The sequence below is a fragment of the Citrobacter sp. RHB35-C21 genome (assembly GCF_013816515.1).
GTDB lineage: Bacteria > Pseudomonadota > Gammaproteobacteria > Enterobacterales > Enterobacteriaceae > Citrobacter > Citrobacter braakii.
This window is the reverse complement of the sequence record NZ_CP057147.1, coordinates 100,920-122,778: the sequence shown is the minus strand read 5'-3', so window position 1 is coordinate 122,778 and position 21,859 is coordinate 100,920. Positions and strand designations below refer to the sequence as shown.

The 21,859-nt window shown below is 52.1% G+C and carries 22 protein-coding genes; 12 read left to right on the top strand and 10 right to left on the bottom strand.

Annotation, left to right across the window (positions count from 1 at the left end; all coding sequences use genetic code 11):
* Positions 1-6 precede the first annotated feature (6 nt).
* Positions 7-213: a hypothetical protein gene (locus tag HVZ39_RS00595; RefSeq protein WP_016154958.1), complete on the bottom strand. Its 207-nt coding sequence runs from the start codon at positions 211-213 to the stop codon at positions 7-9.
* A gap of 292 nt (positions 214-505) precedes the next feature.
* On the opposite strand from HVZ39_RS00595, the gene HVZ39_RS00590 reads away from it, so the two are divergent.
* From HVZ39_RS00590 to trmL, 6 genes are all read left to right on the top strand, one after another.
* The gene (locus tag HVZ39_RS00590) at positions 506-868 is read left to right on the top strand and encodes a YibL family ribosome-associated protein (protein WP_016154959.1); all 363 of its coding nucleotides are present in this window, start codon (positions 506-508) and stop codon (positions 866-868) included.
* 262 nt (positions 869-1,130) lie between these two features.
* The gene (gene lldP, locus HVZ39_RS00585; RefSeq protein WP_016154960.1) at positions 1,131-2,786 is read left to right on the top strand and encodes an L-lactate permease; all 1,656 of its coding nucleotides are present in this window, start codon (positions 1,131-1,133) and stop codon (positions 2,784-2,786) included.
* Positions 2,783-3,559 carry a transcriptional regulator LldR gene (gene lldR, locus HVZ39_RS00580; protein ID WP_003024170.1) on the top strand — a complete coding sequence of 259 codons (777 nt, stop codon included), beginning with the start codon at positions 2,783-2,785 and terminating at the stop codon, positions 3,557-3,559. Before lldP ends, lldR begins: the two co-directional genes overlap by 4 nt.
* Entirely contained in the window at positions 3,556-4,746 is a 1,191-nt protein-coding gene (lldD, locus tag HVZ39_RS00575; protein WP_016154962.1) for an FMN-dependent L-lactate dehydrogenase LldD, read from the top strand. Before lldR ends, lldD begins: the two co-directional genes overlap by 4 nt.
* A gap of 195 nt (positions 4,747-4,941) precedes the next feature.
* On the top strand, positions 4,942-6,282 hold the full coding sequence (locus tag HVZ39_RS00570; protein ID WP_172860729.1) for an aromatic acid/H+ symport family MFS transporter: 1,341 nt from the start codon (positions 4,942-4,944) through the stop codon (positions 6,280-6,282).
* 46 nt (positions 6,283-6,328) lie between these two features.
* Positions 6,329-6,802, top strand: coding sequence for a tRNA (uridine(34)/cytosine(34)/5-carboxymethylaminomethyluridine(34)-2'-O)-methyltransferase TrmL (gene trmL, locus HVZ39_RS00565; RefSeq protein WP_016157744.1), 474 nt, complete (start codon positions 6,329-6,331; stop codon positions 6,800-6,802).
* A 181-nt stretch (positions 6,803-6,983) separates the two neighbouring features.
* Here the strand turns inward: trmL and cysE are convergent, their stop codons facing one another.
* The 5 genes from cysE to HVZ39_RS00540 form a co-directional block, all read right to left on the bottom strand.
* The gene (gene cysE, locus HVZ39_RS00560) at positions 6,984-7,805 is read right to left on the bottom strand and encodes a serine O-acetyltransferase (RefSeq protein WP_016154965.1); all 822 of its coding nucleotides are present in this window, start codon (positions 7,803-7,805) and stop codon (positions 6,984-6,986) included.
* Positions 7,806-7,882: 77 nt separating this feature from the next.
* Positions 7,883-8,902 carry an NAD(P)H-dependent glycerol-3-phosphate dehydrogenase gene (gpsA, locus tag HVZ39_RS00555; RefSeq protein WP_016154966.1) on the bottom strand — a complete coding sequence of 340 codons (1,020 nt, stop codon included), beginning with the start codon at positions 8,900-8,902 and terminating at the stop codon, positions 7,883-7,885.
* On the bottom strand, positions 8,902-9,369 hold the full coding sequence (gene secB, locus HVZ39_RS00550) for a protein-export chaperone SecB (RefSeq protein WP_003024155.1): 468 nt from the start codon (positions 9,367-9,369) through the stop codon (positions 8,902-8,904). Before secB ends, gpsA begins: the two co-directional genes overlap by 1 nt.
* Positions 9,370-9,415: 46 nt before the next feature.
* The gene (gene grxC, locus HVZ39_RS00545; protein ID WP_003024152.1) at positions 9,416-9,667 is read right to left on the bottom strand and encodes a glutaredoxin 3; all 252 of its coding nucleotides are present in this window, start codon (positions 9,665-9,667) and stop codon (positions 9,416-9,418) included.
* 51 nt (positions 9,668-9,718) lie between these two features.
* Positions 9,719-10,150 carry a rhodanese-like domain-containing protein gene (locus HVZ39_RS00540; protein ID WP_005120473.1) on the bottom strand — a complete coding sequence of 144 codons (432 nt, stop codon included), beginning with the start codon at positions 10,148-10,150 and terminating at the stop codon, positions 9,719-9,721.
* A 247-nt stretch (positions 10,151-10,397) separates the two neighbouring features.
* Here HVZ39_RS00540 and gpmM point away from each other — a divergent pair, with 247 nt between their 5' ends.
* Genes gpmM through HVZ39_RS00525 form a run of 3 tightly spaced genes read left to right on the top strand, consistent with a single transcriptional unit; the run spans position 10,398 to position 14,210 of the window.
* Positions 10,398-11,942, top strand: coding sequence for a 2,3-bisphosphoglycerate-independent phosphoglycerate mutase (gene gpmM / locus HVZ39_RS00535; protein ID WP_181633104.1), 1,545 nt, complete (start codon positions 10,398-10,400; stop codon positions 11,940-11,942).
* Between the two features lie 33 nt (positions 11,943-11,975).
* Complete coding sequence (envC, locus tag HVZ39_RS00530; protein WP_231390992.1) at positions 11,976-13,235, top strand: murein hydrolase activator EnvC; 1,260 nt, start codon at positions 11,976-11,978, stop codon at positions 13,233-13,235.
* Between the two features lie 3 nt (positions 13,236-13,238).
* Positions 13,239-14,210 (top strand): divergent polysaccharide deacetylase family protein, encoded by a 972-nt coding sequence (locus tag HVZ39_RS00525; protein WP_016154969.1) that lies wholly within the window; start codon positions 13,239-13,241, stop codon positions 14,208-14,210.
* On the opposite strand, the gene HVZ39_RS00520 is transcribed toward HVZ39_RS00525, so the two are convergent.
* Entirely contained in the window at positions 14,197-15,231 is a 1,035-nt protein-coding gene (locus HVZ39_RS00520) for a glycosyltransferase (RefSeq protein WP_049042810.1), read from the bottom strand. The two genes, HVZ39_RS00525 and HVZ39_RS00520, sit on opposite strands and share 14 nt — an antisense overlap.
* A 244-nt stretch (positions 15,232-15,475) precedes the next feature.
* Here HVZ39_RS00520 and rfaY point away from each other — a divergent pair, with 244 nt between their 5' ends.
* Entirely contained in the window at positions 15,476-16,162 is a 687-nt protein-coding gene (gene rfaY, locus HVZ39_RS00515; protein ID WP_016157747.1) for a lipopolysaccharide core heptose(II) kinase RfaY, read from the top strand.
* 67 nt (positions 16,163-16,229) lie between these two features.
* Here rfaY and tdh read toward each other — a convergent pair whose 3' ends face one another.
* The 3 genes from tdh to yibB all read right to left on the bottom strand — a co-directional run bounded on the left by tdh (position 16,230) and on the right by yibB (position 19,598).
* Positions 16,230-17,255, bottom strand: coding sequence for an L-threonine 3-dehydrogenase (gene tdh / locus HVZ39_RS00510; RefSeq protein ID WP_046275753.1), 1,026 nt, complete (start codon positions 17,253-17,255; stop codon positions 16,230-16,232).
* A gap of 9 nt (positions 17,256-17,264) precedes the next feature.
* Positions 17,265-18,461 (bottom strand): glycine C-acetyltransferase, encoded by a 1,197-nt coding sequence (gene kbl / locus HVZ39_RS00505; protein ID WP_046275754.1) that lies wholly within the window; start codon positions 18,459-18,461, stop codon positions 17,265-17,267.
* A gap of 279 nt (positions 18,462-18,740) precedes the next feature.
* Complete coding sequence (yibB, locus tag HVZ39_RS00500; RefSeq protein WP_047418310.1) at positions 18,741-19,598, bottom strand: protein YibB; 858 nt, start codon at positions 19,596-19,598, stop codon at positions 18,741-18,743.
* A gap of 278 nt (positions 19,599-19,876) precedes the next feature.
* On the opposite strand from yibB, the gene rfaD reads away from it, so the two are divergent.
* The gene (gene rfaD, locus HVZ39_RS00490; protein ID WP_003827312.1) at positions 19,877-20,809 is read left to right on the top strand and encodes an ADP-glyceromanno-heptose 6-epimerase; all 933 of its coding nucleotides are present in this window, start codon (positions 19,877-19,879) and stop codon (positions 20,807-20,809) included.
* Between the two features lie 2 nt (positions 20,810-20,811).
* Positions 20,812-21,858: an ADP-heptose--LPS heptosyltransferase RfaF gene (rfaF, locus tag HVZ39_RS00485; RefSeq protein WP_016154975.1), complete on the top strand. Its 1,047-nt coding sequence runs from the start codon at positions 20,812-20,814 to the stop codon at positions 21,856-21,858.
* The last annotated feature ends 1 nt before the right edge of the window (position 21,859 follow it).

The window sequence follows — 21,859 nt, the reverse complement described above, 5'->3', positions numbered from 1 at the left end:
GCAGGCTTACTTCTCTTCCTGCTGCGGTCGATACAGCTGCCGATAATACGCCAGACGTTGCAGATACAGCTGCGCATTCTCCTGCGGTATTTCAGTAGGGACAACGTTGCGCGGTGGTGTTTTATTCAGATATTCGCGAAAAGCCTGGCTTGAAGCCATAAAATCGACCGTCTTATCAATAAGGGCCGAAACGTTCTCACCTATTTTCGCCATAATCTTCCCTCCTCCATGTATTAACCGCGCTCAGCCTGCGCGGTTGCTCATTTAAGTTTAGGATCGGTTGGGCGATTATATTGAGGAAAACGTGCTTCACTATGAACCCGTCAATAAAAAGCACCACGGCCGACCTTATCACTTAAAATTCCTTATTAATCAAAATAGTAGTATTTTCATTAGCTGAATAATACTTGCAGCATTTGATTATTTATCTTCGATTAGTTGTGAATAATCCCGCTCTGCGCGCATACTATAGGATATTCATCCTATTTTTATCAGAAGCTATCCTATGAAAGAAGTCGAAAAAAACGAAATTAAACGCCTGAGCGATCGTCTGGACGCTATCCGCCACCAGCAGGCAGACCTGTCCCTGGTTGAAGCCGCCGACAAATATGCCGAGCTGGAGCAAGAGAAAGAAACGCTGGAAACCGAGATCGCGCGTCTGCGTGACGTCCACGGCCAGAAGCTGAGCAAAGAAGCGCAAAAGCTGGCGAAACTTCCTTTCCGTCGTGCTATCACCAAAAAAGAACAGGCCGACATGGGCAAGCTGAAGAAGAGCGTGCGCGGCCTGATCGTCGTTCACCCGATGACCGAGCTTGGCCGTGAAATGGGCCTGAAAGAGATGACGGGCTTCGCGAAGAGCGAGTTCTGATCTCCCACCGGGCAACATTCGCTTGCCCGGTCCTTCCCTTCTCCTCGCAATTGGCCCTACCAATTTCAGCCAGATCCTACCAGCACCTCACATTTCATTAAAATGTGCGTACAATACCGTTGCCAATAAATAACATTTGATTAACCATTCATTGTCATTACCCCTACACAACAATATTGGCAGGGCCACTTTTACACATAATGTGACCAGGAGATGAGCACAGACTCATTCCATTATGTCGGCGGCCCCCAGGAGACCTGCAATGAATCTCTGGCAACAGAACTACGACCCGGCCGGTAACATCTGGCTTTCCAGTCTGATCGCATCGCTCCCTATCCTGTTCTTTTTCTTCGCCCTGATTAAGCTCAAGCTGAAAGGCTATGTTGCGGCGTCATGGACGGTGGTGATCGCTCTGACGGTCGCCCTGCTGTTTTACAAAATGCCGGTCGATCACGCTCTGGCTTCCGTGGTGTACGGCTTCTTCTATGGTTTGTGGCCAATTGCCTGGATCATTATCGCCGCGGTATTCGTCTATAAAATCTCGGTGAAAACCGGGCAGTTCGACATCATCCGCTCCTCAATACTCTCGATTACCCCGGACCAACGTCTGCAAATGCTGATTGTCGGTTTCTCCTTTGGGGCATTCCTCGAAGGGGCGGCAGGATTTGGCGCTCCGGTAGCGATTACCGCCGCACTGCTGGTTGGTCTGGGCTTTAATCCTCTGTACGCGGCAGGTTTGTGTCTGATCGTAAACACCGCTCCGGTCGCTTTTGGCGCAATGGGCATTCCGATTCTGGTTGCCGGTCAGGTTACCGGGCTGGATAGCTTCGAGATTGGTCAGATGGTGGGCCGTCAGTTACCGTTCCTGACCATTATCGTGTTGTTCTGGATTATGGCGATTATGGATGGCTGGCGCGGCGTAAAAGAGACCTGGCCTGCGGTGATGGTCGCTGGCGGCTCGTTTGCTATCGCGCAGTACCTCAGCTCTAACTTTATCGGGCCAGAACTGCCAGACATTATCTCGTCTCTGGTTTCGCTGGTCTGCCTGACGCTGTTCCTGAAACGCTGGCAGCCGGTACGCATCTTCCGCTTTGGCGATATGGGCGCTTCACAGGTCGATCAGACGCTGGCTCGCACCCACTATACCGCTGGACAGGTGGTCCGCGCCTGGTCTCCGTTCCTGTTCCTGACCGCCACCGTCACGCTGTGGAGCGTACCGCCGTTTAAAGCGCTGTTTGCGCCAGGCGGCGCGATGTACCACTGGGTGGTCAATATTCCGGTTCCGTACCTCGATAAGCTGGTTGCCCGTATGCCGCCGGTCGTACACGAAGCCACAGCCTACGCGGCGGTGTATAAATTTGACTGGTTCTCCGCGACCGGTACCGCGATTTTGTTTGCCGCCCTGCTGTCTATCGTCTGGTTGAAGATGAAGCCGTCCGCAGCGCTGCAGACTTTTGGCAGCACGCTGAAAGATCTGGCATTACCTATTTACTCAATCGGAATGGTGCTGGCATTCGCGTTTATCTCAAACTACTCCGGGCTTTCATCAACCCTGGCGTTGGCCCTGGCACACACCGGCAGCGCGTTTACCTTCTTCTCACCGTTCCTCGGCTGGCTGGGGGTATTTCTGACCGGGTCCGACACCTCATCAAACGCACTGTTTGCCGCCCTGCAGGCTACGGCTGCTCAGCAAATCGGCGTTTCGGATGTGCTGATGGTTGCGGCAAATACCACCGGCGGCGTGACCGGCAAGATGATCTCGCCGCAATCTATCGCTATCGCCTGTGCGGCAGTGGGATTAGTGGGGAAAGAGTCTGACCTGTTCCGCTTTACCGTGAAACACAGCCTGATTTTCACCTGCATGGTGGGTGTGATTACCACGCTGCAGGCCTATGTCTTAACCTGGATGATTCCATGATAGTGATGCCCAGACGCCTGTCAGACGAAGTCGCATCTCGTGTGCGGGCGCTGATTGAAGAACAACAGTTGGAGGCGGGCATGAAGTTGCCCGCTGAGCGCCAACTGGCCGTACAGCTCGGCGTATCGCGTAACTCGCTGCGCGAGGCGTTAGCAAAGCTGGTCAGTGAAGGCGTACTGATTAGCCGTCGTGGCGGCGGGACGTTTATCCGCTGGCAGCATGAGGCCTGGTCTGAACAAAACATCGTTCAGCCGCTGAAAACCCTACTGGCGGACGATCCTGATTACAGTTTCGATATTCTGGAGGCCCGCCACGCCATCGAAGCCAGTACCGCCTGGCACGCTGCCATGCGGGCCACCGCCGCGGATAAAGAGAAAATCAGGCTCTGTTTCGAGGCCACGCAAAGCGAAGATCCGGATCTCGCCTCGCAGGCTGACGTTCGCTTTCATCTCGCCATTGCGGAAGCCTCACACAACGTGGTGCTGTTGCAGACCATGCGCGGTTTCTTCGACGTCCTGCAGTCTTCGGTAAAACAGAGCCGCCAACGTATGTACCTGGTACCGCCGGTATTTTCTCAACTGACGGCGCAGCATCAGGCCGTGCTGGACGCCATTGTTGCCGGGGATGCCGACGGGGCGCGTAAGGCCATGATGGCGCACCTCAGTTTTGTCCACACCACAATTAAACGATTTGATGAAGATCAGGCCCGGCAGGCGCGTATTACTCGCCTGCCCGGTGATCCTGGTGAGAATAGCAGGGAGAACAACACATGATTATTTCAGCAGCCAGCGACTATCGCGCCGCAGCCCAGCGCATCCTGCCCCCCTTCTTGTTCCACTATATTGACGGCGGGGCGTATGCCGAGCACACCTTGCGCCGTAACGTGGCAGACCTGTCAGAGGTGGCGCTGCGCCAGCGCGTACTGAAGAATATGTCCGACCTGAGCCTGGAAACCAAGCTGTTCAACGAAACACTCTCCATGCCGGTAGCCCTCGCGCCTGTCGGCTTATGCGGCATGTACGCACGCCGGGGCGAGGTTCAGGCCGCCGCCGCCGCTGATGCCAAAGGCATTCCGTTTACGCTTTCCACAGTGTCTGTATGTCCGATTGAAGAAGTCGCCCCGACCATCAAGCGTCCGATGTGGTTCCAGCTGTATGTTCTGCGCGATCGCGGTTTTATGCGTAACGCGCTGGAGCGCGCCAAAGCGGCGGGTTGCTCCACGCTGGTCTTTACCGTCGATATGCCAACGCCTGGCGCACGCTACCGTGACGCCCATTCCGGTATGAGCGGCCCAAATGCGGCACTGCGCCGCTACTGGCAAGCAGTCACTCATCCACAGTGGGCATGGGACGTTGGTCTGAACGGTCGCCCGCATGATTTAGGCAATATTTCGACTTATCTGGGCAAACCCACCGGCCTTGAAGATTACATCGGCTGGCTGGCGAATAACTTCGATCCGTCGATTTCCTGGAAAGACCTCGAGTGGATCCGCGAATTCTGGGATGGTCCGATGGTGATCAAAGGGATCCTCGACCCTGAAGATGCCCGCGACGCCGTACGCTTTGGCGCGGATGGTATCGTTGTCTCTAACCACGGTGGCCGTCAGTTAGATGGCGTGCTGTCTTCAGCTCGTGCGCTGCCCGCCATTGCCGATGCGGTGAAAGGCGATATTACCATTCTGGCTGATAGCGGGATCCGCAATGGTCTGGACGTTGTACGCATGATAGCGCTGGGCGCGGATAGCGTGCTGCTGGGGCGTGCTTATCTGTACGCGCTGGCGACCCACGGCCAGGCCGGTGTGGCGAATCTGCTGAACCTGATCGAGAAAGAGATGAAGGTGGCGATGACCCTGACCGGTGCGAAGTCGATTAGCGAAATCAGCCGTGATTCGCTGGTACAGGAACTGGGTAAGAGCCTGCCTGCCGCGCTGGCACCTCTGGTCCAGGGTAGCGCAGCGTAACAACATCCCCGTAAACCCCATTTTCTGAATGGTCGGTCTGTTTTCAGCCCGACCATTTTTTATCCAAAAATAACGACTAGTTAACATTTACAACCAATATATTTGACAACTTTTTATCCACCTGCCAAATGTATAGACAAGCTAATACAACAGCATTTTATACATATAACAACCATCATAACGGGCGAGGGTGACATGGCTTATTCCGGAAAAGTGAATATCCAGCAGGCGATAGATGACAGTGCTTTTTCGCGCTTCCACTGGGTCATTATTGTCCTGGGTTTTCTGGTTTTAGCCATTGACGGCTTCGATACGGCGGCGATGGGCTATATTGCCCCCACGCTTTCAGCCGACTGGGGCATCAAGAAACAAGATCTTGGACCGGTGTTAAGCGCCGCGCTATTGGGCCTCTCATTTGGTGCCCTGCTGGCCGGACCGATTTCCGATCGTATGGGTCGTAAGCGCGTCCTGGTCTTTTCCTGTCTGTTCTTTGGCCTCGCCAGTCTGGGAACCGCCTATGCCCAGACGCTGAATATGCTCACGTTTTGGCGCTTTCTCACCGGGCTTGGGCTTGGCGCGGCAATGCCCAATGCCATCACCCTGGTGTCAGAATTCGCCCCGAAACGCTGTCGTTCAATGGCGATTAACACCATGTACTGTGGCTTTCCGTTAGGGGCTGCGGGCGGCGGCGTGATCTCCTCCTGGCTGATCCCCAACTACGGCTGGCACAGTGTTCTGCTTGCTGGTGCGATCGCCCCACTGGTCCTCACCGTACTGTTGGTGCTGTTCCTGCCGGAGTCGGTTAAGTATCTGGTTCACCGCGGTAAAGGGGTTGCACAGATTAAACGCATTGCTCAACGCTTTATGTCGGGAAGTCTGGAACAGGTTACCCAGTTTTATCTGGATGAAGACCGCTTCACGGTCAAAAAAAGCAGCGTGGCACAGTTATTTAGTATGCCCTGGCTGCCGGGTACGCTGATGCTCTGGATGACCTACTTTATGGGGCTGGTTATCTATTACGTGCTGCTGAGCTGGATGCCAACGCTGATGCTGGGAATGGGCTATCCGCTGGCCGAATCCGCCTGGCTGACATCGCTGTTTACCTTTGGCGGTACGGCGGGGATCCTGCTGGCCGGTTGGTTAATGGACCGCTGGGAAGCCCATAAAGTGGTCTCACTCGGCTTCATTCTGACGATGCTGTTTGCCCTCGCTCTCGGGTTTGAACATAACCACATCATCTTGTTCGGCGCACTGATCTTCCTGATGGGGATTACCATGAACGGCGCGCAGTCCGGGCTGCAGACGCTGGCCGCCACGTTTTATCCAACCCACTGCCGTGCGACGGGCATTGCCTGGATGCAGGGCGTGGGCCGCTTCGGCGGCGTAGCCGGAACGATGATGAGCGCCCAGTTGCTTTCCCTGCAATGGCAGGCAGACAGTATCTTAATGTTCCTCAGCCTTCCGGCCCTGGTCGCTGCTGCCGCGACAATTTACAAGCTGCAGCGCTATAAACCGCACGCGCTGACCGTCGCATAGTACCCGCTCTTTCTGCTATTCTGCCCCCCGTTATCAAGGGGGCAGTATGCTTAACATCGTTTTATTCGAACCAGAAATCCCGCCAAATACCGGCAATATTATCCGTCTTTGCGCCAACACCGGCTTTCGTCTGCATATTATAGAGCCAATGGGCTTTACCTGGGACGACAAGCGCCTGCGTCGCGCGGGGCTGGATTACCATGAATTTACCGCCGTGCTGCGCCACCCTGATTACGCCGCCTTCGTCGCCGCAGAACATCCGCAGCGCCTGTTTGCTCTGACCACCAAAGGTACGCCAGCGCATAGCGCGGTATGCTATCAGGACGGGGATTATCTGATGTTTGGTCCGGAAACACGCGGTCTGCCAGCCAGCATCCTTGACGCGCTGCCGGCCGAACAAAAAATTCGTATTCCGATGATGCCAGACAGTCGCAGCATGAACCTGTCAAATGCGGTGTCGGTGGTGGTGTATGAGGCCTGGCGCCAGCTAGGGTATCCGGGCGCGGTACTGCGTAGCTGATGATTGTTGGATAGCGGCTAGCGCCTGATCCGACCTACATTAATTTGATGAAATTCATTTCGAGCGTTATCGGCGCAGACAGATTGAACACGGACTGCGCGCAGTCACCGGAGCGTACACGCAGTCCGTGAGGATGACGAGCACAGCTCAGGTTCAATCTGCCAGGTAAGATAGCTCGAAATCAGATACCATCTCCATACTCAAAAGTATGATGTATCCCGTTGAAATGCTGATCCATATCCATGGACGGCTTATCGCTGTCAGGCTTGCCGACGATGCGTGCCGGAACTCCTGCTGCAGTGGTATGCGGGGGTACCGGCTGTAAAACGACGGAACCTGCGCCAATCTTCGCGCCGCGCCCGACTTCAATGTTGCCGAGAATTTTTGCTCCCGCGCCAATCATCACGCCTTCACGAATTTTCGGATGACGGTCACCGCCGGCTTTACCGGTCCCGCCCAGCGTGACGGATTGCAAAATAGAGACGTCGTTTTCAATCACGGCAGTTTCACCGACCACAATACCGGTGGCGTGATCGAGCATAATCCCACGGCCAATTTTTGCCGCAGGGTGAATGTCTACCTGGAAGCTAACGGACACCTGATTTTGCAGGAAGATCGCCAGCGCCTGACGCCCCTGATGCCACAGCCAGTGACCGATACGGTAGGCCTGAAGCGCATGAAAGCCCTTCAGATACAGAAGTGGGGTGGAATATTTATCGACAGCTGGATCACGCGTGCGTACCGCCTGAATATCACAGGCCGCTGAGGCAATCATTTCAGGATCGGCCGCGTAGGCCTCTTCCACGACTTCGCGAATGGCAATGGCGGGCATGATCGGGGAAGCGAGTTTATTCGCCAGCATATAGCTCAGCGCACTACCGAGGTTTTCATGCTTGAGCAGCGTTGCGTGATAAAAACTGGCCAGCATTGGCTCACATTCCGCCAGTGCCCGGGCTTCCGCTTTAATGTTTTTCCAGACGATATCCAGTTCTTCACACGGCATTGCGTACTCCAGAAGGTAGCAAAACGACCGACCCGTTCTTCGCGGGTCGGGTCGTTATATTCAACAGTTCCTTACAGCTAGTGGCGACTCAGCTCGTCCCTGCGTGCACGGCCTAATAACGTCAATGCTGCCTCGCGCGCGTTTTTTCCGCAATACAATACTTGATAAATTTCCTCGGTTATTGGCATCTCAACACCAAAACGGTGCGCCAATTCACGAACTTCTTTCGTATTGCGGTAGCCTTCAACCACTTGACCAATCTTGTCCTGCGCCCCCTGCACGTCCATCCCCTGGCCGAGCATCATGCCAAAACGACGGTTACGCGACTGGTTGTCGGTACAGGTCAGCACCAGATCGCCTAAACCCGCCATACCCATAAAGGTGGCAGGATCGGCACCCAGCGCCGCGCCAAGACGAGACATTTCGGTCAGTCCACGGGTGATCAATGCGGTTCGCGCATTCGCGCCGAAACCGATGCCGTCAGACATCCCCGCGCCAATCGCAATGACGTTTTTCACCGCGCCGCCAAGCTGCACGCCAATGAAATCCGGATTGCTGTAAACGCGGAAGCTCTTGCCGCAGTGCAGCAACTGCTGGAGATCGTCAGCAAAGGTGTCGTCCGTCGAGGCCAGAGAAATCGCCGTCGGCATGCCCGCCGCCAGCTCTTTGGCGAACGTCGGACCGGAGATAACCGCCAGTGGAATAGAATTCCCCAGCGCTTCACGCGCGACGTCCTGCAGCAGGCGTCCCGTTTCCGCTTCCAGACCCTTTGTCGCCCAGACCAGACGCGCGTCAGGACGCATCAGCGGTTTGATGTTGCGCAGCACTTCGCCAAAGACGTGGCTCGGCACCACCACCAGAATATTACGACTGGCGGCCAGTGCAGTGGCTAAATCACTTTCCAGGCGCAGCGTTTCGGGAAAAGGCACATCAGGGAGGAACGCGACGTTGCAGCGATCGTGCTCGAGGGTCGCGATATGTTTCGGATCATGGCCCCACAGGACAACCTGATGGCCATTTCTTGCCAGGGTGATGGCAAGAGCGGTGCCGTACGAGCCGGCACCAATCACAGTCATTGAAGCATTACTTTGGTTCATCAGGCATCCTGATGTTCTTCAGTACCTTCGCCAGCCTGCTGCTGTAAATAGTTCATGAACAGCGCATCAAAGTTGACCGGCGCAAGGTTCAGTTGCGGGAATGTACCGCGGGAAACCAGGCTGGTGATGCATTCGCGGGCATACGGGAACAGAATGTTCGGGCAGTATGCACCAAGGCAATGCGCCATCTGAGTCCCTTCAATACCACTGATGGAGAAAATACCGCCCTGCTGAACTTCACACAGGAACGCAGTTTCTTCACCCAGAGAAGCCGTTACGGTGACACGCAGCACTACTTCATACACATCATCTGCCAGTTGGGTAGATGCGGTATCAAGATCCAGTTTAACCTCTGGCTGCCAATCTTTCTGGAAAACATGTGGTGCATTTGGCGCTTCGAAAGACACATCCTTGGTATAAATACGTTGGATCTGGAAAGCCATTTCAGTGTTATTTTGTTCTGACATGTTGAGAAAACCCTTTAGTGTTGTCCTTTAAATACTTCGGTACGCCTTAACGCAGCAGTGGATCCAGTCCACCACGTGCATCCAACGCATACAAGTCGTCACAACCACCAATGTGCTGTGCATCAATAAAAATCTGCGGAACCGTTGTACGGCCACTGCGCTTGATCATCTCTTCACGCTTCACGGCATCGCCGTCAATCGGAAGTTCCTGGAAACTCACACCCTTGCTGTTCAACAGCGCCTTTGCGCGATGGCAAAACGGGCAGGTCGCTTTGGTATAGATCTCAATATTGGCCATGACTTATCTCCAGTGTTCTTTTACCCTGAGGCATGAAAGAAGACGGGTAAATTACTTGCCGCGAACCAGTGGCAGATTCTCGCCACTCCAGCCCGCTACGCCGTCTTTCAGTACAGATACCTGCTCAAAACCGGCTTTAATCAGCGCAGTTGCTGAATCCTGGCACTGCATACCAGAGCCATCAACCACAATAACAGGTTTGTTTTTGTGTTTTTCCAGCTCGCCAAAATTGTTGGCTTTGATTTCGCTCGGCAGCAGGTTCGTGGAGCCCGCGATATGGCCTTTGCGGAAGTCGTCGCGCTGACGTAAATCCACAATCACCGCATCTTCTTTGTTGATAAGACGAGTGGCTTCTCCGCGCGTAATTACCTTCACTTTCGAAGTCAGGCTCTTAAACGTGGTAAATAATACAGCCGCCAGTAACGCAATCCAGGCGATACTCAATACAGGGTGGCGACTAACAAATTGCATAATTTCTTGCATGGGGGGTAACAACTCCCGACTTAGTGATTAAAAAACCAGGAAAGGAGTATACCTGCGCGTTGGCGCAAATACAGCCAGAGCGTGCATTGGATTGCATTTTTGCGGGGCGCTACGGAAAAAAAAACGTAAATCCGCGCCCTCTGCGACACGCTCTGGTCGATTATTTGATCTTCTGGGGCTATTTTATCGATTCAGCTGTAGTAAAATTACGCAATTATTTTTGTCTATTGAGTGTGAGGTTGTCGCAATGTCGGTTTCTAAAAAACCTATGGTACTGGTGATTCTGGATGGCTATGGCTATCGTGAAGACAGCCAGGATAACGCCATCTTTAATGCCAAAACCCCGGTAATGGATGCTCTGTGGGCAAAACGTCCGCATACCCTGATTGATGCCTCTGGCCTGGAAGTCGGCCTGCCCGATCGCCAGATGGGCAACTCCGAAGTAGGTCACGTCAACCTGGGCGCGGGCCGCATCGTGTATCAGGACCTGACCCGTCTGGATGTTGAAATTAAAGAACGGACTTTCTTCGCTAACCCAGTGCTGACCGATGCGGTCGACCAGGCAAAAAATAGCGGCAAAGCGGTTCATATCATGGGCCTGCTCTCTGCTGGCGGCGTTCACAGCCACGAAGATCACATCATGGCGATGGTCGAAATGGCAGCTGAACGCGGTGCTGAGAAAATCTATCTGCACGCTTTCCTTGATGGCCGTGATACCCCGCCGCGCAGCGCTGAACATTCGCTGCAGAAATTCGAAGAGAAATTTGCCGCGCTGGGCAAAGGCCGCGTAGCGTCCATCATTGGTCGTTACTACGCCATGGACCGCGACAACCGTTGGGATCGCGTTGAACAGGCTTATGACCTGATGACGCTGGCAAAAGGCGAGTTCCAGTTCGCTACGGCTGTTGAAGGCCTGCAGGCTGCTTATGCCCGCGACGAAAACGACGAATTCGTGAAAGCGACCGTGATCCGTGCTGAAGGCCAGACTGAAGCCGCCATGGAAGACGGCGATACGCTGATTTTCATGAACTTCCGTGCTGACCGTGCGCGTGAAATCACCCGTGCGTTTGTTAACGCAGACTTCGACGGCTTCGCCCGTAAGAAAGTCGTTAACCTCAACTTTGTGATGCTGACCGAATACGCAGCCGACATCAAAACGGCTGTTGCTTACCCACCAGCGTCTCTGGCCAACACCCTTGGCGAGTGGATGGCGAAGAATGACAAAACGCAGCTGCGTATTTCCGAAACTGAAAAATATGCCCACGTGACCTTCTTCTTTAACGGCGGCGTAGAAGAGCCGTTCAAAGGCGAAGATCGCATCCTGATCAATTCGCCGAAAGTCGCGACCTACGATCTGCAGCCGGAAATGAGCTCTGCTGAGCTGACCGAGAAGCTGGTTGCTGCGATTCAGAGCGGAAAATACGACACCATCATTTGTAACTACCCGAACGGCGACATGGTTGGTCACACCGGGGTGATGGAAGCTGCGGTTAAAGCGGTTGAAGCGCTGGATCACTGCGTTGAGCAGGTGACTAAAGCGGTTGAATCCGTTGGCGGCCAACTGCTGATCACCGCGGACCACGGTAACGCAGAGCAAATGCGCGATCCGTCCACCGGTCAGGCGCATACAGCACACACCAACCTGCCCGTTCCGCTGATTTATGTCGGTGGTAAAAACGTCAAAGCAGTTGAAGGCGGCAAACTTTCTGATATCGCCCCGACGATGCTGACGCTGATGGGTATGGAAATCCCGCAAGAGATGACTGGTAAGCCGCTGTTCATCGTGGAATAATCCCTCCCCATGAGGGGAAAGGCGATTAATACCATCACTTGGGCCGTGAAACTGCGAAAGCTTTCAGTCAGGCCCTTGTTCTACGCCAGCGCGCTTAGCGCTGGCGTATTGTTGTGCGCCTTTTCCGCCCACGCGGACGAGCGCGATCAGCTCAAATCTATTCAGGCTGATATCGCGGCAAAAGAACGCGCGGTACGCCAACAACAACAACAACGCTCCACTCTCCTCGCTCAACTTAAAGCTCAGGAACAGGCCATCGCCGTTGCCGCCAGGCAACTACGCGAAACGCAAAACTCGCTGGCGCAGCTGAATGCGCAAATCACTGAAATGAATGCCGCCCTCGCGAAGCTGGAAAAACAGCGGGCTGCGCAAGAGCGTAGCCTGGCAGCCCAACTTGACGCAGCGTTTCGCCAGGGCGAACACACCGGTATTCAGCTCATTCTGAGCGGGGAAGAGAGCCAGCGCGGGCAACGCCTGCAGGCCTATTTCGGCTATCTGAACCAGGCGCGGCAGGAAACCATCGCGCAGTTGAAACAAACCCGCGAAGAAGTCGACTCGCAAAAAGCCGAGCTGGAAGATAAGCAGAGCGAACAGCAGACGTTGCTGTACGAACAGCGCGCTCAGCAGGCTAAGCTGGAGCAAGCGCGTAATGAACGCAAGAAGACGCTCTCGGGTCTGGAGTCATCGATTCAGCAGGGTCAGCAGCAACTGGGCGAAATGCGCGCCAACGAATCACGCCTGCGCAACAGCATTGCTCGCGCCGAAGCCGCAGCCAAAGCACGCGCGGAACGTGAAGCTCGCGAGGCGCAGGCCGTACGTGACAAACAAAAGGATGCGTCACGGAAAGGCTCAACCTACAAGCCAACCGAAAGCGAAAAATCACTGATGTCCCGTACCGGCGGTTTAGGTTCCCCACGCGGCCAGGCATTCTGGCCCGTTCGTGGCCCAACGCTACATCGTTATGGCGAACAGTTGCAAGGTGAGCTACGTTGGAAGGGGATGGTTATTGGCGCATCCGAAGGCACCGAAGTTAAAGCCATTGCCGATGGTCGCGTCATTCTGGCGGACTGGTTGCAGGGCTACGGTCTGGTGGTCGTCGTTGAGCACGGTAAAGGCGATATGAGCCTTTACGGTTATAACCAGAGCGCGCTGGTCAGCGTCGGTACGCAGGTTCGCGCCGGGCAGCCTATTGCACTTGTGGGTAGCAGCGGCGGACAGGGCAGGCCGGCACTCTATTTCGAAATTCGTCGCCAGGGTCAGGCGGTCAATCCACAGCCGTGGTTGGGAAGATAAGTTTTGCCTCAATTTCGTCGTCTATTATTCTCTCTCGCCAGCGTGCTGGCCTTCGCAACACCTGTTTTTGCTGGCAAACTTGCCATCGTTATTGATGATTTTGGCTATCGTCCACACACCGAAAATCAGGTTCTGGCGATGCCTTCCACCCTCTCCGTTGCCGTTCTGCCTAATGCCCCACACGCGCGTGAAATGGCGATTAAAGCGCATAACAGCGGGCATGAAGTTTTAATCCATCTGCCGATGGCGCCGCTGAGCAAACAGCCGTTAGAGAAAGATACTTTGCGCCCGGAAATGAGCAGCGAAGAGATTGAGCGGATTATTCGCGACGCGGTAAGCAAAGTACCGAATGCGGTCGGGCTGAACAACCATATGGGCAGCGCGATGACCTCCAGCCTGTTCGGCATGCAGAAGGTGATGCAGGCGCTGGAACGCTACGATCTCTACTTCCTGGACAGTATGACCATCGGCAACAGTCAGGCAATGCGCGCAGCATCAGGAACCGGCGTGAAGGTTATCAAACGCAAAGTCTTCCTGGATGACACGCAAAACGAAGCCGATATTCGCCGTCAGTTTAATCGTGCCGTTGAGCTTGCGCGCCGCAACGGTTCAGCAATTGCCATTGGGCATCCTCACCCTTCGACGGTTCGCGTCCTGCAGCAGATGCTTTATAACCTGCCTGCGGACATTACGCTGGTTCGCCCAAGCAGCCTGCTCAATGAACCACAGGTAGACACCTCCAGACCAAACCTTACACCGCCGAAGAATGGTAAACCTGATGCGCCACGTAATCCTTTCCGCGGGGTGAGATTATGCAAACCGAAGCAGCCGTTAGAGCCGGTTTACGCCAGCCGCTTTTTCAGCGTGCTCGGTGAAAGCATCACCCAAAGCACGCTGGTGCAGTACATGCGCCTGCAATGGCAGGGCTGGGGGAATACATCCTCACCCAGCGCTATGAACGCTAACGTAAATTAAGCGTTTTACGGGCAATACGAGAGGGCGAGGATGTTTTATCACGCCATTTCCAGAGACGGAATGACCATAGCAGCGCCTGGTACAAAACTTTGGCGCTGCGTACGTTAGTAATCATGCGCTTATACATACCAGAGACAAAAATCTCTGCAATCATGCGTTGACGAATATGGACATCCGGCTCTTTGCGTACTGCGTGGCAAACGCGTAATGCTTCATAGGTTATTTGCTGATGAAATTCCGGATAAATAGTAATCCGACCCGCATATTCACGATTCAACTTATCCAATAACCGTGTAATTTTAATATAGTGGCGTTGGTAATTGAGATTTTTTAAGCCTTGTCTTTTAAGACGGCTAACTGATTGATCGTGTAAGAAGTATTTATACAATGATTGCTCGGTATATCGCACACGTTTGGCGTTAAACATAAACTCCGTCGTCCATACAATATCCTGATGATGCAACCCTGGAATAAACGCTATCTTGTTTTTCTCGATAACATCTCTGCGATAAACCCCCATCCAGACCACATGCGTCCAACGGCGTGAAGCCAATGCCATACGTAACCAGTCGGGGCCGGTCAATACACCCGTAGACCGCAGACGGTCCGTCGGTATTGATTGCCAGGTGTCCCCCGTTTCGAAAATGCACCAATCAGAATTGCACTGTGCCAGATCGAGGTCATCCTGAAGCGCCATGGTCATCAGGGTTTCATACATATTGGGATAAACCAGGTCATCGGCATCGACAAATGCAACATAATCCCCTTTGGCCACTGCCAGACCACGATTACGCGCGACAGATGCCCCGGCGTTAGCCTGATGTAACAACCGGACATGGGAATAGTTATCAGCATAATGTCTTGCAATATCAACAGAGTTATCCGTTGAACCGTCATCCACAATAATGATCTCTATCGCAGCCCATGTCTGTGCGATCAAAGATTCCATGCAATCCCGAAAACTATCACCCGCGTTATACAACGGAATAATAACACTCAACATATTTGTGCGGTTTCTCATCAGATAACCCAAGTTTGTCAGTACACTGATGACTTTTACTACAGTTTCATTAAGGAATTATTAAGGTTAGAACGTTTAATTTTCAGAAGCCGCGCAGCGAAAGCAACCAGTATGGGAAAATGCCATGCGGCGCCTGAGTTCAGCGGCCTGTGATAGCTCAGATCGTCTACATATTGAGGGACACAACCTGTATACTATACCCCTGTAAATTAACGCGCGATGTACACTGATATTGAGGAAAGTGATGGCCATCAGTAAGACACATGAAAAAGGTTATACGGTCTATTGCAAAGAGACCAAAACAGACCTTAAGTCACTGATGAATAAGTATATAAACAAAGAAATCAGTGGCAAACCGTTGAGCAGTGGTAACGCCATGCGCAGTGTAGAACTGGTCGAGTACAACTCACAAAAATTTATCATCAAAAACGACCGTGAAGTTGATCCTCGATTTGAGAAAAAAATGCAGAATTTTATCTCCGGCCCCTTTTATTCCAGGCTCATCAAGAAACTGGACACACTCTCCCCGGAAATGCGCGCCTGTACAGCGGATCTCTACTATGCCGCTGAAAAAGTACGCCTTCGTCAGTGTCATGATGTTTATATTATTCATGAATATGTTGAAGGCACTCCTTTAAAAGAAATTAACCATAAGAATGCCGATGAAGTGAAACAGTGCGTTCTGCGCCTTCACAAAGCCGGGTTGGCGTCTAATGATATCCACCCTGGAAATTTCATTCGTACGCCAGGCGGTGAATTAAGAATAATTGACTTATCCTGTAAGGGAAATATGAAGATTTGCCAGGCTAATGATATTTTAGCTTTGCAGCGAAAATATCATATTAACATCAAAGGAAAAGGATTAATCTATAAGCTCATCTGGCTCAAAGAAGCGATAAGATCTTTATCCAGAAAGCTTCGTGGCAAATAGTATTTATTATTTATACGGCCAGAATAAATAATCTGGCCGTTGGTAGCATTTAATACAAGTCGAGCATTCAATCCCAGCTCAGGATCACTTTCCCTGACTGGCCCGAGCGCATCGCGTCAAAGCCCTGCTGGAATTCATCGATGGAGAATCGATGGGTGATGATCGGCGACAAATCCAGACCAGACTGAATCAATGCGGCCATCTTGTACCAGGTCTCAAACATCTCACGACCGTAGATACCTTTAATAAACAATCCCTTAAAGATAACTTTAGTCCAGTCGATGGACATGTCTGATGGTGGAATACCCAGCATAGCAATACGGCCACCGTGGTTCATGGTGTCCAGCATGGTGCGAAACGCTGGCGGCGCGCCGGACATCTCCAGACCGACATCAAACCCTTCGGTCATGCCCAGTTCAGCCATCACGTCGGTCAGACTCTCTTTCGACACGTTGACCGCGCGAGTGATGCCCATTTTACGCGCCAGTTCAAGGCGATACTCATTAACATCGGTAATCACCACGTGGCGTGCGCCAACGTGCCTGGCAACCGCTGCCGCCATAATACCGATTGGACCCGCGCCGGAAACCAGCACATCTTCCCCAACCAGATCGAACGACAGCGCCGTATGCACCGCATTACCGAACGGATCGAAGATAGACGCCAGGTCGTCAGAGATGTTGTCCGGAATTTTAAACGCGTTAAATGCCGGGATCACCAGGTATTCTGCAAAGCAGCCAGGACGGTTTACGCCAACACCGGTCGTATTGCGGCATAGGTGAGTACGTCCACCGCGGCAGTTACGGCAATGCCCGCAGGTGATATGACCTTCGCCTGAAACGCGATCGCCGATTTTAAAGCCTTTAACTTCCTGGCCGATGCCAACAACTTCGCCGACATATTCATGTCCAACGACCATCGGTACCGGGATGGTTTTTTGCGACCATTCATCCCAGTTATAAATGTGAACGTCAGTCCCGCAGATGGCTGTTTTACGGATTTTAATCAGCAAATCGTTATGGCCGACTTCCGGTTCAGGAACGTCGGTCATCCAAATGCCCTCTTCCGCTTTCAGTTTGGATAACGCTTTCATTTCACATCCTCAGGCAATAACGCCCAGTTGTTTACCAATGCGTGTGAACGCCTCAACAGCACGCGTAATCTGCTCAGGGGTATGCGCTGCAGACATCTGGGTACGAATACGCGCCTGACCTTTTGGAACCACCGGATAGAAGAATCCAGTAACGTAAATCCCCTCTTTTTGCAGCTCGCGGGCGAACTCTTGCGCCACTACCGCATCCCCCAACATGACCGGGATAATTGCGTGATCCGCTCCCGCTAACGTAAAGCCTGCGGCAGACATTTGCTCGCGGAACTGACGTGCGTTCGCCCACAGGCGATCGCGCAGCTCGCTGCCTGCTTCGACCATCTCCAGCACTTTAATGGAGGCAGAAACAATTGCAGGAGCCAATGAGTTGGAGAACAGATACGGACGGGAACGCTGACGCAGCCACTCAACAACCTCTTTGCGCGCTGCGGTATAACCGCCAGATGCGCCGCCGAGCGCTTTACCCAGCGTACCAGTGATGATGTCCACACGCCCCATCACGTCACAGTATTCATGTGAGCCACGACCATTTTCGCCGACAAAGCCGACAGCATGGGAATCATCAACCATGACCAGCGCGTCGTATTTATCCGCCAGGTCACAAACGCCTTTCAGGTTAGCAATCACACCATCCATAGAGAACACGCCATCGGTGGCGATCAGGATATGACGGGCTCCCGCTTCACGCGCTTCTTTCAAACGAGCTTCCAGTTCGACCATGTCGTTGTTGGCGTAACGGAAACGCTTTGCTTTACACAAGCGAACACCGTCAATGATAGAAGCGTGGTTGAGCGCATCTGAGATAATCGCATCTTCTGCGCCCAGCAGCGTTTCAAACAGGCCGCCGTTGGCGTCAAAGCAGGAAGAGTAAAGAATGGCATCTTCCATACCGAGGAATGCCGCCAGTTTTTGCTCCAGTTGCTTATGGCTGTCCTGGGTACCGCAAATAAAGCGGACCGAAGCCATACCAAATCCGTGAGAATCCATACCTGCTTTTGCAGCTGCGATCAGTTCTGGGTGGTTAGCCAGCCCCAGATAGTTGTTCGCACAAAAGTTAATAACGTGGCTTCCGTCCGCCACGGTGATATCCGCCTGCTGGGCAGACGTAATAATGCGCTCTTCTTTAAACAATCCTTCCGCACGTGCGGTTTCGAGATCGTTCGTTAACTGTTTGTAAAAATCCCCACGCATTTCAATTCTCCAGACTGGGCAAATTTCAGCACATATTACCCAAAGCTATACGCTGATACGAGATGACGCATCATCACTTCTTCAAAATGAAGCATAAATCACGTATACCCACATGGCTAATCAGTGATGCCGTCGTATGGATTCATTGGACGCACTGAATCGCAACCAATTGAATTGGCTGGATTTTATAAAAAATCATAAAAAAACAACAGCAATAGCAGAAGAATGCCTTTGCAGCATTCTATCTGGTTAGGTAACCCTTCAATCTCATTCAAGCCACTACTTTCGAGTGAGAAAAATTCGCAATGCCTGGAGTTTTGCACCTAAAGCGGTTCGCCGATAAACACGGAACAGATCGAACCATTTGCCACGACCAAGGTAATTAAGCATTAATAGATCAGGGCGCTTGTAATAACACATGACAAAAATACCCTGATCATCATCAACAATATTATTTCTGAGAGTCTCTTTTTGACACTCAGTGACTAATGAGTAAAACTCTTTCCATTTCTCTGGTGAACCAACAATAGCGCCGCCGATAATATAAGTATGATTTCCGATCATAAAATCAAAAACCTGTTTTCTGGATGATATAACCAGACCCTTTTTAATCGTGAAGAGATGCATTTTATTACGGTCAAAAGGGAAGTCCCATACTTTTAATCCGCGAGTAACCTGCGGTTTACGGCAATATCCGAAGTCTACCCAGGCAACCATCGGAGTATTAACTAAGCCTGCATTTATGGCCTTCACTACAAAATATGCTTTTAAATTATTGATCAACACATATTCTGGAGACCAGTACTCAGGGTTACCTAGCTGTCGCGTCTCTAATTTACTCTTAAAAGTATCATCCTGCTGGATTTGTCTTATTTTATTATTAATATGCTTAAATTTTTTACCTAAATCTATGGTTATAATTTTTGTGGGCTTACCTTTGCGTATTTCCGCAACTCTGTCCTCAAACTCAGACGAAGTAAAAATAACCATATCATTTTCTAAAGCGGCTAACCGTTTGAAGTAGTCAAAATAGACATCAGAAGATCGGGAAAGTTTTTCACGGAAGCCTTTATTAACAGTCCACTCCCCCCTACCGATATCAAAATATGCTGTCACAATAGTGGTAGACGATTTCATAACCATTTTCAAACCATTAATAAAAAAAATATTATATCACATAGTTTTTGTTTTTGTACATATAATATACATAGATGGATATAAAAAAACTAAGTACATTTAAGATTAATTTAATAGACTTAATAACCATTAAATAAGCATTATTATACTGGTGTTTATAGGCCTTCTACCGACCCACCATCTTACTTAAGAGGCTGAAGGGATGCCGATGTGATGGTATGATTACAGACATTAGTGTCTGAGATTGTCTCTGACTCCAAAATTCGAAGGTTACATTTATGATCATCGTTACCGGCGGCGCGGGCTTTATAGGCAGCAACATCGTCAAGTCATTGAATGATAAAGGCATCACCGACATCCTGGTGGTGGACAACCTGAAAGATGGCACCAAGTTTGTTAACCTGGTGGATCTGAATATTGCTGACTACATGGACAAGGAAGACTTCCTGATCCAGATTATGGCCGGAGAAGATTTCGGCGATATCGAAGCGATTTTCCACGAAGGCGCATGCTCCTCCACTACCGAGTGGGACGGCAAGTATATGATGGATAACAACTATCAATACTCCAAAGAGCTGTTGCACTACTGCCTGGAGCGTGAAATTCCGTTCCTGTATGCGTCCTCTGCCGCCACCTACGGCGGCCGCACTTCTGATTTCATCGAATCCCGTGAATATGAGAAACCGCTGAACGTTTACGGCTACTCAAAATTCCTGTTCGACGAGTACGTTCGTCAGATCCTGCCAGAAGCCAATTCTCAGATTGTTGGCTTCCGCTATTTCAACGTCTACGGACCGCGTGAAGGCCATAAAGGCAGCATGGCGAGCGTCGCTTTCCACCTCAACACCCAGCTCAACAATGGCGAAACACCAAAACTGTTCGAAGGCAGTGAAAACTTCAAGCGTGATTTCGTTTACGTAGGCGATGTGGCTGCGGTGAACCTGTGGTTCCTGGAAAACGGGGTTTCCGGCATCTTTAACCTTGGTACCGGTCGTGCGGAATCTTTCCAGGCCGTTGCCGATGCAACGCTTGCGTACCACAAAAAAGGCAGCATTGAGTACATCCCATTCCCGGAAAAACTGAAAGGTCGCTATCAGGCGTTTACCCAGGCCGATCTGACTAATCTGCGCGCTGCGGGCTATGACAAGCCGTTTAAAACCGTTGCTGAAGGTGTAACGGAATATATGGCCTGGCTGAACCGCGACGCGTAAGTATGAAAATTTTGGTGGTAGGCCCGTCCTGGGTGGGCGACATGATGATGTCGCAAAGTCTCTATCGCACGCTTAAGGCGCGCTATCCCCAGGCGATAATCGACGTGATGGCACCTGCATGGTGCCGTCCGTTATTGTCGCGCATGCCTGAAGTTAACGAAGCTATCGCCATGCCGCTGGGACACGGTGCGCTGGAGATCGGCGAGCGGCGTAAACTCGGTCATAGCCTGCGTGAAAAACGCTATGACCGCGCCTATGTGCTGCCTAACTCGTTTAAATCCGCGCTGGTACCGTTTTTTGCTGGCATTCCCCATCGTACCGGATGGCGTGGTGAAATGCGCTACGGCCTGCTAAACGATGCGCGCGTGCTGGATAAAGATGCCTGGCCGCTGATGGTCGAACGCTATGTAGCCCTGGCCTATGATAAAGGCGTAATGCTGTCAGCTAAAGATTTACCGCAGCCTCTGCTATGGCCGCAGTTGCAGGTAAGCGAAGGTGAAAAGTCCCTGACCTGTCGCCAGTTTTCCCTTTCTGCCGAACGCCCCATCATCGGCTTTTGCCCTGGTGCGGAATTTGGTCCAGCGAAACGCTGGCCACATTACCACTACGCAGACCTGGCGAAGCAACTGATCGATGAAGGCCATCAGATTGTGCTTTTTGGCTCTGCAAAAGACCATGACGCCGGAAATGAGATCCTGGCGACGCTGAGCGTTGATCAGCAGGCCTGGTGCCGTAATCTGGCGGGCGAAACACAGCTGGAGCAGGCCGTCATTCTGCTCGCCGCCTGCAAAGCGGTGGTCACCAACGACTCTGGATTAATGCACGTTGCCGCAGCGTTGAATCGACCTCTGGTAGCGTTATATGGCCCCAGCAGCCCGGATTTTACTCCGCCGCTTTCACACAAGGCGCGCGTAATTCGCTTGATTACGGGCTATCACAAAGTACGCAAGGGAGATGCAGCAGAAGGCTATCATCAGAGCCTGATTGACATCACACCCCAGCGCGTGCTGGAAGAACTCAACGACCTGTTGTTACAAGAGGAAGCCTGAC

What these genes read in the sequence shown, in the direction of transcription:
- cysE (WP_016154965.1), bottom strand. Translation starts at nt 7,805, where the DNA reads ATGCCGTGTGAAGAACTGGATATCGTCTGGAAAAACATTAAAGCGGAA.
- gpmM (WP_181633104.1), top strand. Translation starts at nt 10,398, where the DNA reads ATGTCGGTTTCTAAAAAACCTATGGTACTGGTGATTCTGGATGGCTAT.
- HVZ39_RS00570 (WP_172860729.1), top strand. Translation starts at nt 4,942, where the DNA reads ATGGCTTATTCCGGAAAAGTGAATATCCAGCAGGCGATAGATGACAGT.
- rfaF (WP_016154975.1), top strand. Translation starts at nt 20,812, where the DNA reads ATGAAAATTTTGGTGGTAGGCCCGTCCTGGGTGGGCGACATGATGATG.
- tdh (WP_046275753.1), bottom strand. Translation starts at nt 17,255, where the DNA reads ATGAAAGCGTTATCCAAACTGAAAGCGGAAGAGGGCATTTGGATGACC.
- HVZ39_RS00520 (WP_049042810.1), bottom strand. Translation starts at nt 15,231, where the DNA reads ATGAGAAACCGCACAAATATGTTGAGTGTTATTATTCCGTTGTATAAC.
- lldR (WP_003024170.1), top strand. Translation starts at nt 2,783, where the DNA reads ATGATAGTGATGCCCAGACGCCTGTCAGACGAAGTCGCATCTCGTGTG.
- gpsA (WP_016154966.1), bottom strand. Translation starts at nt 8,902, where the DNA reads ATGAACCAAAGTAATGCTTCAATGACTGTGATTGGTGCCGGCTCGTAC.
- HVZ39_RS00540 (WP_005120473.1), bottom strand. Translation starts at nt 10,150, where the DNA reads ATGCAAGAAATTATGCAATTTGTTAGTCGCCACCCTGTATTGAGTATC.
- HVZ39_RS00590 (WP_016154959.1), top strand. Translation starts at nt 506, where the DNA reads ATGAAAGAAGTCGAAAAAAACGAAATTAAACGCCTGAGCGATCGTCTG.
- HVZ39_RS00595 (WP_016154958.1), bottom strand. Translation starts at nt 213, where the DNA reads ATGGCGAAAATAGGTGAGAACGTTTCGGCCCTTATTGATAAGACGGTC.
- secB (WP_003024155.1), bottom strand. Translation starts at nt 9,369, where the DNA reads ATGTCAGAACAAAATAACACTGAAATGGCTTTCCAGATCCAACGTATT.
- trmL (WP_016157744.1), top strand. Translation starts at nt 6,329, where the DNA reads ATGCTTAACATCGTTTTATTCGAACCAGAAATCCCGCCAAATACCGGC.
- rfaY (WP_016157747.1), top strand. Translation starts at nt 15,476, where the DNA reads ATGGCCATCAGTAAGACACATGAAAAAGGTTATACGGTCTATTGCAAA.
- yibB (WP_047418310.1), bottom strand. Translation starts at nt 19,598, where the DNA reads ATGAAATCGTCTACCACTATTGTGACAGCATATTTTGATATCGGTAGG.
- grxC (WP_003024152.1), bottom strand. Translation starts at nt 9,667, where the DNA reads ATGGCCAATATTGAGATCTATACCAAAGCGACCTGCCCGTTTTGCCAT.
- rfaD (WP_003827312.1), top strand. Translation starts at nt 19,877, where the DNA reads ATGATCATCGTTACCGGCGGCGCGGGCTTTATAGGCAGCAACATCGTC.
- lldP (WP_016154960.1), top strand. Translation starts at nt 1,131, where the DNA reads ATGAATCTCTGGCAACAGAACTACGACCCGGCCGGTAACATCTGGCTT.
- kbl (WP_046275754.1), bottom strand. Translation starts at nt 18,461, where the DNA reads ATGCGTGGGGATTTTTACAAACAGTTAACGAACGATCTCGAAACCGCA.
- lldD (WP_016154962.1), top strand. Translation starts at nt 3,556, where the DNA reads ATGATTATTTCAGCAGCCAGCGACTATCGCGCCGCAGCCCAGCGCATC.